Origin of the sequence: Streptomyces boncukensis, assembly GCF_011045075.1 — a bacterium.
Lineage (GTDB): Bacteria > Actinomycetota > Actinomycetes > Streptomycetales > Streptomycetaceae > Streptomyces > Streptomyces boncukensis.
On record NZ_JAAKZZ010000260.1, the window covers coordinates 1 to 10,385 of the forward strand.

At 71.6% G+C, this 10,385-nt stretch carries 9 protein-coding genes; 3 read left to right on the forward strand and 6 right to left on the reverse strand.

The window, feature by feature from the left end:
- Nucleotides 1-332 precede the first annotated feature (332 nt).
- The 3 genes from G5C65_RS22455 to G5C65_RS22465 are packed head-to-tail and all read left to right on the forward strand — an operon-like array spanning nucleotide 333 to nucleotide 3,011.
- Nucleotides 333-1,412, forward strand: a complete 1,080-nt coding sequence (locus G5C65_RS22455) for a ParA family protein (protein ID WP_165300714.1) — start codon at nucleotides 333-335, stop codon at nucleotides 1,410-1,412.
- A complete protein-coding gene (locus tag G5C65_RS22460) occupies nucleotides 1,409-2,539 on the forward strand; it encodes a ParB/RepB/Spo0J family partition protein (protein WP_338146585.1) in 1,131 nt (376 codons plus the stop codon). Before G5C65_RS22455 ends, G5C65_RS22460 begins: the two co-directional genes overlap by 4 nt.
- 49 nt (nucleotides 2,540-2,588) lie before the next feature.
- Entirely contained in the window at nucleotides 2,589-3,011 is a 423-nt protein-coding gene (locus tag G5C65_RS22465; protein WP_165300715.1) for a hypothetical protein, read from the forward strand.
- A gap of 159 nt (nucleotides 3,012-3,170) precedes the next feature.
- Here the strand turns inward: G5C65_RS22465 and trxA are convergent, their stop codons facing one another.
- From trxA to murJ, 6 genes are all read right to left on the reverse strand, one after another.
- Nucleotides 3,171-3,500, reverse strand: a complete 330-nt coding sequence (gene trxA / locus G5C65_RS22470) for a thioredoxin (RefSeq protein WP_165300716.1) — start codon at nucleotides 3,498-3,500, stop codon at nucleotides 3,171-3,173.
- A 47-nt stretch (nucleotides 3,501-3,547) separates the two neighbouring features.
- Nucleotides 3,548-4,537, reverse strand: coding sequence for a thioredoxin-disulfide reductase (gene trxB, locus G5C65_RS22475; RefSeq protein ID WP_165300717.1), 990 nt, complete (start codon nucleotides 4,535-4,537; stop codon nucleotides 3,548-3,550).
- A 104-nt stretch (nucleotides 4,538-4,641) separates the two neighbouring features.
- Nucleotides 4,642-5,664 carry a hypothetical protein gene (locus G5C65_RS22480; protein WP_165300718.1) on the reverse strand — a complete coding sequence of 341 codons (1,023 nt, stop codon included), beginning with the start codon at nucleotides 5,662-5,664 and terminating at the stop codon, nucleotides 4,642-4,644.
- The gene (gene sigM / locus G5C65_RS22485; RefSeq protein WP_165300719.1) at nucleotides 5,661-6,443 is read right to left on the reverse strand and encodes an RNA polymerase sigma factor SigM; all 783 of its coding nucleotides are present in this window, start codon (nucleotides 6,441-6,443) and stop codon (nucleotides 5,661-5,663) included. Before sigM ends, G5C65_RS22480 begins: the two co-directional genes overlap by 4 nt.
- 51 nt (nucleotides 6,444-6,494) lie before the next feature.
- Nucleotides 6,495-8,459: a protein kinase family protein gene (locus G5C65_RS22490; RefSeq protein WP_165300720.1), complete on the reverse strand. Its 1,965-nt coding sequence runs from the start codon at nucleotides 8,457-8,459 to the stop codon at nucleotides 6,495-6,497.
- A gap of 117 nt (nucleotides 8,460-8,576) precedes the next feature.
- On the reverse strand, nucleotides 8,577-10,385 hold a 1,809-nt coding region (murJ, locus tag G5C65_RS22495), incomplete at its 5' end, for a murein biosynthesis integral membrane protein MurJ (RefSeq protein WP_165300721.1).

A 10,385-nucleotide genomic window follows, 5' to 3' on the forward strand; every position in this document is an offset into this window, starting at 1 on the left:
GGGGAGAGTCCGGGCGGGGTGCGGTTCGCGGCGAAGCGGGCCAAGGCCGCCAAGGCGGCCCGCGCCGGCGGCCGGGCCGCGCGCGGCGGTCGGCGCAGGCGCTGAGGCTTACTCCATAAAAGCCCTTAAAACTACGCATACGGTGTGTCGCGGACAGATGCGCTCCGTGCCCCTGCATGGTGTTTCACGTGAAACACCGCTCACTCCTGCAGGGAATCATCAGCAGAGGCCGCGCCGCCGCCGGATCGCGCGGCCAGACCGCCCGTGAGTCCCGCTCCGGCACGGATTCGTCCACAACCGAGCGGGGCTCGCTGGTTCACGACACCGAAAGCATGGCAGGCTTCGTGCAGAGCGAGCCCGATGTTGAGGAGAGTGAACCGTTGCGGTCCGACGCCAACATCGCGGGGCCGATGGCCGATCCGGTCCCCGGCCCCCGGTCCGAGCCAGGGGAAACACCGCCGCCGATGGACGACACCCCCATCGGCCGGGCCGCACAGCAAGCCGTGGAGGCGATGAACCGGGCCGGCGAAGGGCTACCACGGCCCGAGCAGACCCGGGTCATGGTCGTCGCCAATCAGAAGGGCGGGGTCGGCAAGACCACCACGACCGTGAACCTCGCCGCCTCCCTGGCCCTGCACGGCGCCCGCGTCCTGGTCGTCGATCTCGATCCGCAGGGCAACGCGTCCACCGCGCTGGGGGTCGACCACCACTCCGAGGTGCCGTCCATCTATGACGTCCTGGTGGAGAGCAAGCCACTCTCGGAGGTCGTCCAGCCGGTTCCGGACGTGGAGGGGCTCTTCTGCGCTCCGGCCACCATCGATCTCGCCGGTGCGGAGATCGAGCTGGTGTCGCTGGTCGCGCGGGAGAGCAGGCTGCAGCGCGCCCTGGAGGCGTACGAGCAGCCGCTCGACTACATCTTCGTCGACTGCCCGCCCTCGCTGGGCCTGCTCACGGTCAACGCGCTGGTCGCCGGGGCCGAGGTGCTGATCCCCATCCAGTGCGAGTACTACGCGCTGGAGGGGCTGGGCCAGCTGCTGCGGAACGTGGAGCTGGTCCGGGGGCACCTCAACCCGCGGCTGCATATCTCGACGATCGTCCTCACGATGTACGACGGCCGGACCCGGCTGGCGTCGCAGGTGGCGGAGGAGGTGCGCGGCCACTTCGGCAAGGAGGTGCTGCGGACGAACATCCCCCGCTCGGTCCGGATCTCCGAGGCTCCCAGCTACGGGCAGACGGTGCTGACCTACGACCCCGGCTCCAGCGGCTCGCTCTCCTATCTGGAGGCGGCCCGCGAGATCGCCCTACGCGATCCGCACGCACAGCAGACACAGCAGTCTCAGCAGACGCAGCAGTCTCAGCAGGCACGGCAGCACAACCAGCAGCACAGCACCATGGCGGAGGGGACTCAGTGAGCAGCGGACGACGAAGGGGGCTCGGACAGGGGCTCCGTGCGCTGATCCCGGAGGCGCCCGGCGCCGCGGACGGACCGGAGTCGACCTCCCCGGAACGTCAGGGCTCGACGTCTCCCAGCGCCGTGCCCGTACTGACGCCGGAGCAGGGCTCCCGGGGGGTGGCCGCCGCCAAGGTCGCGGCCCTCTCCCAGAGCGCGGAACCCGTCGTCGCGCCGCACGGCGTTTCACGTGAAACCGAGGCGCCGCTCGACGAGGTGGCCGGGGCGTACTTCGCCGAGGTACCGGTCGGGGCGATCACTCCGAACCGGCGCCAGCCCCGCGATGACTTCAACGAGGACGCGCTGGCCGAACTGGTCACCTCCATCCAGGAGGTCGGGCTGCTCCAGCCCATCGTCGTACGGCAGACCGGGCCGGACGCGTACGAGCTGGTCATGGGCGAGCGCCGGCTGCGGGCCTGCAAGGAAGCGGGACTGGAGCAGATCCCCGCGATCATCCGGGCCACCGAGGACGACAAGCTGCTGCTGGACGCCCTGCTAGAGAACCTCCACCGGGTGCAGCTCAACCCGCTGGAAGAGGCAGCGGCGTACGACCAACTGCTCAGGGACTTCAACTGCACCCACGACCAGCTCGCCGACCGTATCGGGCGCTCCCGCTCGCAGGTGTCCAACACCCTGCGGCTGCTGAAGCTGTCGCTCCCGGTGCGGAAGCGCGTGGCGGCCGGAGTGCTGTCCGCCGGGCACGCCCGTGCGCTGCTGTCCGTGGAGGACATCGAGGAGCAGGACCGGATCGCCCAGCGGATCGTGCGGGAGAGCCTCTCGGTGCGGGCGGTCGAGGAGATCGTGACGCTGCTGGGCTCCGAGGCCCCGAGCGCGCCCAAGGCCCGCAAGCCCCGGGCCGGGAAGACCTCCCCCGCGCTGGACCAGCTGGCCGGGCGGCTCTCGGACCGCTTCGAGACTCGGGTGAAGGTGGACCTGGGGCAGAAGAAGGGAAAGATCGTTGTCGAGTTCGCCTCGATAGTGGATCTGGAGCGGATCCTGGGGCAGCTCGCCCCGGGCGAGGGCCGGGTGCTGGGACAGCAGATGGCCGAGGAGTCCGCGGAGCCGGACGCCGACGAGCAGGACGGATAACCCCGGAAAGCTTCCGACGAGCTGTCGCCCCGTGGATACGATGGATCCCATGGGGCGACAGCTCGTTCCGCTCACGCTGGACAACCTTCCGGACCTGCCCAAGCGCTGCCGCGCGTGTGTCTTCTGGGAGCTGGACCCGGTCAGCGGAGACGCGGCGACGCAGGCGGGACGACCGGACCTGGAGAAGGAGTCGTGGATCTCCTCGGTGCTGCTGGAGTGGGGCTCCTGCGGCCGGGTGGTCTACGTCGACGAGGTGCCGGTGGGTTTTGTGCTGTACGCGCCCCCGGCGTATGTCCCGCGCTCCTTCGCCTTTCCCACCAGCCCGGGCTTCAAGACCGTGCGCCCGCACCACCGCTACCCCCGGCTGCGGCTGGAGTTGCGCTCGACCGTCTCCTGGCGGGAGGACGTGGAGCGGGCGCTGGACCAGCTGCTGGGCGCGGTGCAGAAGGATCCCGTGCTGCGCCCGCTGTAGCCGTCCCCGGCTCGTCCCCGGGCTCGTCCCCGGGCTCGTCCCCGGGCTCGTCCCCGGGCCCGTCCCCAGGACCGTCCCCGGACACACGACGGCCCCGTTTCACGTGAAACGGCTCGCTCCCCCTCGGGAGGGTGCAGTACGTGAAACGGGGCCGGACGTTCAGCCGATGAACTCGGCGAGGTCCTTCTCGATGGCGGCCTTCGGCTTGGCGCCGACGATGGTCTTCACGACCTCGCCGCCCTGGTAGACGTTCATCGTCGGGATGGACAGGATCCCGTACTTGGCGGCCACGCCCGGGTTCTCGTCGATGTTGAGCTTGACCACGGTCAGCTTCTCGGCGTGCTGCGTGGCGATGGCCTCCAGGGACGGGGCGATCTGCCGGCAAGGGCCGCACCACGCGGCCCAGAAGTCGACCAGCACGGGCTTGTCGCTCTTGAGGACGACCTCGTCGAAGGTGCTGTCGGTGGCGGTCACGGTGGCGCCGGCCATGATGCTTCTCCTCTTTCTCGGGTGGGTGGTGCGGGCGTATCCGTCGGTCAGACGGCCGCCGCGGCCTTCTCCGGCTCGGCCGCCCGCGCAGCGTCCTCGCCGTCGGTGAGTGCGGCGAGGTGGCGCTCGGCGTCGAGGGCCGCGGAGCAGCCGGTGCCGGCGGCGGTGATGGCCTGCCGGTAGGTGTGGTCGACGACGTCGCCCGCGGCGAAGACACCGGGGACATTGGTGCGGGTGGAGGGGGCGTCGACCTTCAGGTAGCCCTCCTCGTCCATGGTCAGCACGCCGCGGAACAGCTCGACGCGGGGGTCGTGGCCGATGGCCACGAACAGCCCGGTCACCGGCAGCTCACGGGTCTCGCCGGTGCGGGTGTCACGCAGGGTGAGCCCGGACAGCTTGCCCTCGGCGCTGTGGATCTCCGCGACCTCGCTGTCCCAGGCGAAGGAGATCTTCGGGTCCGCGAAGGCGCGCTCCTGCATCGCCTTGGAGGCGCGCAGCGCGTCCCGCCGGTGCACGACGGTGACCGACTTGGCGAACCGGGACAGGAAGGTGGCCTCCTCCATCGCGGTGTCGCCGCCACCGATCACGGCGATGTCCTGGCCGCGGAAGAAGAAGCCGTCGCACGTGGCGCAGTAGGACACCCCGCGCCCGGACAGCTCGTCCTCCATCGGCAGCCCCAGCTTGCGGTGCTGGGAGCCGGTGGAGACGATCACCGTCCGGGCCCGGTGCACCGTGCCGGCCGAGTCGGTGACCGTCTTGACCTCGCCGCTGAGGTCGACCGCGGTGACGTCGTCCGGGACCAGCTCCGCGCCGAAGCGCTCGGCCTGGCCGCGCATGTGGTCCATCAGCTCCGGACCCATGATGCCCTCGGGGAAGCCGGGGTAGTTCTCCACCTCGGTGGTGTTCATCAGCGCACCCCCCGCGGTCACGGAGCCCTCGAAGACGAGCGGCTTCAGCGACGCACGCGCCGTATACAGCGCCGCCGTGTATCCGGCAGGACCGGAACCAATGATGATCACGTTACGGACGTCGCTCACGGAAGTCTTCCTTGTCTGCCGACTGCTGCGGGGTCTGTGCCGAGGCTTTCCACCTCACCCAACGGATCCTACGGGGCAGACATTCCCGGCCCCCGCGCCGTCCGTCAACCGCGCGGATAGGTGCGCTCAAGCACCACGTGCGCGGACCCGGAGGGATCGGTGCTGGTACACGAGGAGTCCAGGGCGTAGACATCCACCTGCGCGGGGTCGCCGCCCCGGTGCGGCAGCACGATGAGATAGACCGGCCGGGCCCGGTACGTCGTGTCCGGGTCGATGGCGAGCGGGGTCTCCGTACGCTGCAGCCCCGCGAGCACACAGGGTGGCACCGGGGGCGCGGTGGCCGTGCTCTCCAGGGAGGGGCTCCCGGAGGGGCCGGTGCGCTCGGCCTTGAGGTCGGGGCCCCCGCCGGGCGCGGACGGGGACGAGTCGGCACTCGTGTGCTGGGCGAGCAGGGACTGCACCCGGTGCTTCAGCTTCTTGTCGTCCGAGAGGGGGCCGGCTCCCCGGGACGCCTGGCCGTTGTCGGTCTCGTCCGTCGCCGCCGCGTTGCCGGTGCCGTCGCTGCCGGAGGCGGTGAGCGCCTGGAAGGCGATCCCGCCGATGCCGAGGACGGCGAAGGCCGCCGCCGCGGCGAGCGTGAGGGAGCGCCAGCGGCGCGGGACGGCCCGGGGGGCGTCCGGGGTCGAGTCAGGGGTCGAGTCCGGGTTCGGGTTCGGGTCCGAGTCCGAGTCCGGGGCCGTCGGTACTTCGGCCGGGGCCGGGGCCGCGGTTTCACGTGAAACCGCGGCCCCCGAGTCCGGGTTCGCTGTTTCACGTGAAACCGGCTCACGTGAAACCGGCTCCCCCGGCGCCGTCGCGTCCAGCAGCGCCTCCGCCGCCAGGGCCGCGTCGATACGGCCCGCGATGTCCTCCGGCATCCGGGCGGGGCCTGGCAGCGTGCCGAGCACATCCCGGATCTCGTCCAGCGAGGTCCGTACGTCCTGGCACAGGCCGCACTCCGACAGATGGGTGCGGATGGCGGACTGGCGCTCCACGGACAGCAGGCCCTCACCGAGCGCGGAGATCTCGGCGACTTCCGGGTGCTCCCCGGTGCCGGATGCATCGGGGGTGAAAGGAGCGGATGTCATCCCTGCCCTCCTCCCTTCACGGCCCCGCGGCCCGAGATGTCCCGGGGAGTCTCTCTCGCTGCTGGGACGGATGTCCCCTGAGTCCGGTTCCTTCCCCCCTCCGGGGGTGGCGTATGCCCCGTGTCCCCCTCCGGGCCGGACGCTGCGTCCGGGGGTGGTGGGGAGTGCGGAGCCGACGGTCTCAGATGGGTGACGAGCGGCAGCAGCCTGGCCCGTCCACGGGCGCAGCGGCTCTTGACCGTACCGATGGCGACATCGAGGATCCGGGCGGCCTCGGCCACCGGATAGCCCTGCATATCGACGAGTACGAGCGCGGCCCGCTGCTCGACCGGCAGCTCGGTGAGCGCGACGATCAGCTCCCGATGGAGGTCCTGGCGTTCCACGGGCCCCGCGGCGGACTCGTGCGGCTCCAGCAGATGCTCCAGGCGCTCGGTGTCGTCGGTGAGCGCGGCACGCCGCGAGGCGGCCTTGCGGGCGCGGTCCAGGCAGGCGTTGACCGTGATGCGGTGCAGCCAGGTGGTGACGGCGGACTGGCCGCGAAAGGTGTGCGCGGAGCGGTATGCGGAGATCAGCGCGTCCTGCACGGCGTCGGCTGCCTCCTCCCGGTCCCCGAGGGTGCGCAGGGCCACGGCCCAGAGGCGGTCGCGGTGGCGGCGGACCAGCTCGCCGAAGGCGTCCCGGTCCCCCGCGACATGGCAGGCGAGCAGCTCGCGGTCATCGGGCGCCGCGTCCGCCGCCCCGCTGTGCTCAGGGCGGCGCCCCGCGCTCTCGCTCGCCATCAGCCCTCCCCTTGCTCCGCCGTCCGAGCGGCGGGAGCGGTGTCCACCGGTTCAACCGACGACCTGGACCTCCGTGACGCGACCACGGTAGTTGCCGTCGTCGGACATCGGGAGCTTGGTGAGCCAGAGGAGCACGAAGCGGGTCTTGATCGGCTTCTTCGCCGTGAGGCTGAGGTGGTCGCCGCTGCCGCTGGTGACCTTGCTGAAGCTGCTGAGCGAGCTGGGCATGCTGGTGACGTTCTGCGGCGCGGCCAGGAAGCTGGCGGAGGTCTTGCCCATGAAGTCCGCCTTGAGCGTGCTGACCCGCTTCGCCGAGCCGAGATCGAAGATGAGCCCCACCCCGGACTTGAGGTTCCCGAAGTCGGGACGGCCGAAGTACTTGCTGGTGAGCCAGTACGTCTGGGGGTCGCCGTCGTAGGCGTCCGGAACCTTGTCGGGGTTCTCCGAGCCGTCCGAGCTCTCCGGGTCGAAGTCCTTGGCACCCACGATCTTCAGAGGCTTGCCGCTCGGCTGGGAATCCCGGCCGCCCGCGGGCTGCCGCTGCTCGGACTTCTCGGGCCCGTCCTGAGGGGACTCGCCCTTCAGCAGCGCGTCGGCGATCTGCCAGCTGCCCAGCCCCAGCGCGGCGATCAGCAGCGCTGAGACCCCCCACTTGAGGACCTTGCCGGTGCGTCCGGGCAGGGCCGGCGGCGCGGGCGGCTCCGCGGCCGGATGCGCGGCGGCGCCCGGCGGGTGGGGCGCCACCCTGCCCTGCCCGCCGACCGTGGGCTGCGGATAGCCGCCCGGCTGATACGGCGCGGGGGGCGGGGCGAACGCGGTCTCCGGGGGCCGGATGCGGGGCATCGCCGCGGCGGCCCTGGCCAGCTCCTCCGGGGTGGCGCAGGGCTGCTCCTGACGGGACGCCGTGGCGCCGTCGTTGACCAGGGCCCGCATCGCGAGCGCGGACAGTCCCCGGTGAACGCCGGCGCGCAGCTGGTCCGGGGCGAGGGTGTCCTTGGTGAGGGTGCCGACGCCGGGCAGCCCGTGTGCGCCGTTCTCGTACGGCCAGCGCTGGGTGAGCGAGGCGTACAGCAGCGCGCCGATCGCCTCCGTGTCGTCCCGCTGCCCGTGGTCGCTGGTGACGCCGCGCAGCGCCGCGTTCACGGCCAGACCGCGCACGCGGTACTGCCCGGTGGCGGTACGCAGCACGCACGGCGGGGTCAGCCGCAGATGGGCGAGACCCTCGCGGTGCGCGGCGGCGAGGCCCTGGGAGAGCTGCAGGACGAGCTGGTACGCCTCGTGCGGCTCCAGGGGCCCGGTGGCGAGCAGCTCGTCCAGCGATGTGGCGTCGGGCAGCCACTCGTGGACGACGTACACCAGCTGGCCGTCCTCCACGGCGTCCAGGACCTGGACGAAGCGCGGGTCGCCCAGCAGGGCGGCCGAGCGGGCCGCCGCGAGCACCTGGCGGGCGCGGGGGTGCGCGGCGGGCAGCACATGGACGCCGACGGCGCGGCGGAGCTTCTCGTCGACGGCGCGCCAGCTGCTGAAGCCGTCGAGGCGGGTGACGCACTCCTCCAGGCGGTAGCGCTGGGCGAGCTTGTGGCCGCTGTGCAGCTCGGGGAGGGGCGCGGGTCCTTCGCCGTGTGGGCCTGCGGCACCGTCGGCCTTGGCCTGGCTCCTGGGCTTGCCGTGGGTCCTGGGTCTGGTTGCGGCCTTGGTGTCGGCGGCGCCGCCGCTGTCGGCAGCGGCGGCGGTCTCGGTCTCGGCGTCGCTGTCGGCGCCGGGCTTGCCGTCAGAGCCGGAACCGGGGGCGGGCTCGGGGCTGTCGGGCTCCGGCTCCGGCTTCGGCTTCCGGGACTGCGGCCGATGGCGCTGCCGGGACGAGGGCTCCGTGGGCTCCGCGGACTCGTCCTCGCCGGAGGGCCGCGCGTCCGTCGCACCGTCGCTCGTGGCCCCGTCCTCGCGGACGGGCAGCGGCTTCTCGTCTTCCCCGCTGGTCTCGGCCACGCCGACAGCGGCTGTGCTGCGTTCCGCCACCGTCGTTCCTGCCTCCCCATCCGTTGCGCCCGTGTGTGAATCGGCCCGAAACAATTGTGCCTACAGTCCGCCGCTATGCACGACACGCGACGGCGAATGATGGTTGTATGCGCCGGTTCACCGGCCGAGCCTGGCGCGAACCATGCCGAGCATCGCCGTCATCTCCTCGATCCGCATGCGCTTCGCGGCCAGGACGAACACGGCGCCCAGGACGATCCCTCCGCCGATGACGGCGGCCAGTGAGCCGAGGACGCCGCTGCCCAGCGTGTGCGTCACGCCGTATGCGGCGGCACCCGCGAGCAGCGTCGCGGGAATGCTGGCGCCGGCCAGCCGGATGTAGGTGCGCACCACGCGCCGCCCGTCCAGGTCGCCGTCGAGCTGCCGGCGCAGCCGCCGCCAGGCGACGCCGACGCCGATGGCGTACGCCAGGCCGTACGAGGCCGCCATGCCGACGACCGCCCAGCGCGCGGGGAGCACCACGTAGCACAGCCCGGAGGCGGCGGCGTTGACGGCGGCGACGATGACCGTGTTGAAGAACGGGGTGCGGGTGTCCTCGTACGCGTAGAAGGCGCGCAGCACGACGTACTGCACGGAGTACGGGATCAGGCCGATGCCGAAGGCCATCACCATGTAGCCGACCGAGCGGGCCGAGTCGGCTCCGGACGAGCCGTAGATCAGCGTGCACATGGGGATGCCGAGGGCGAGGAAGCCGAAGGCGATCGGCACGATGGCGGTGGCGGTGGTGCGCAGGCCCTGCGAGATGTCGTCCCGCACGGCCCCGGTGTCGTTGTCGGCGGCCGCCCGGGACAGCCGGGGGAGCAGCGCGGCCATCAGCGAGACCGTGATGATGGACTGCGGCATGGACCAGATCAGCTGCGCGTTGGAGTACGCGAGATAGCTGCCGGAGTCGGACTTGGTACCGGCGGCTGTGGACAGCTGCGACACGACGATCACGCCCGCCTGGTTGGCCAGCACGAACATGATGGTCCACTTGGCGAGCCGGGCGGACTTGCCGAGGCCGTGACCGCGCCAGTCGAAGCGGGGCCGGATGCGGAAGCCGACGGCCCGCAGATACGGGATCATCGCCAGCGCCTGGACGACGAGCCCCAGCAGGGTGCCGATGCCCAGCAGCCGCACGCCCTCCGGCGGGATGGTGTTGACCGTGAGGCGGGAGCTCCCCGATGCGCCGTAGACCCACAGGAACATGCCGATGGTGGCGATGATGACGACGTTGTTGAGGACCGGCGTCCACATCATCGCGCCGAACCGGCCGCGCGCGTTGAGGATCTGGCCCATCACCACATGGATGCCCATGAAGAAGATGGACGGCATGCAGTAGCGGATGAAGGTGGTGGCCACCTCGCTCGCATGCGCGTCGTCGGCCAGCGATGGCGACATCAGCCGCAGCAGCAGTGGTGCCCCGAACACAGCGGCCACCGTCAGCCCGCCGAGCAGCACCGCGACGACGGTCAGCAGCCGGTTGCCGAACGCCTGGCCGCCGTCGCCGTCCTCCTTCATGGCGCGCACCAACTGCGGCACGAAGACGGAGTTGAGGCCGCCGCCGACGGTGAGGATGTAGATCATCGTCGGCAGCGTGATGGCGACCTGGTAGGAGTCGCCGAGCATGCCGACGCCGCCGAGCGCGGCGACGATCATCGCGGAGCGGATAAAGCCGGTGATCTTGGAGACCATCGTGCCCAGCGCCATGATGGCGCTCGACTTCAGGAAGCCGCCCCCGCCACCGGCCTTCGGCGGAGCGGGCGGCTCCCCCGGTGGCCCCCCCATCACCCTGCCGAGGTTCATGGTGAGGTCGTTCGGCTCCTCGGCCGCGCCGGGCGCCCCGGGCTGGAAGGGCGTCTGCGGCGCCGACGGCACCGGATACTGCGAGGGGTACTGGGCATAGTACGGCTGCTGTGGGTACTGGGG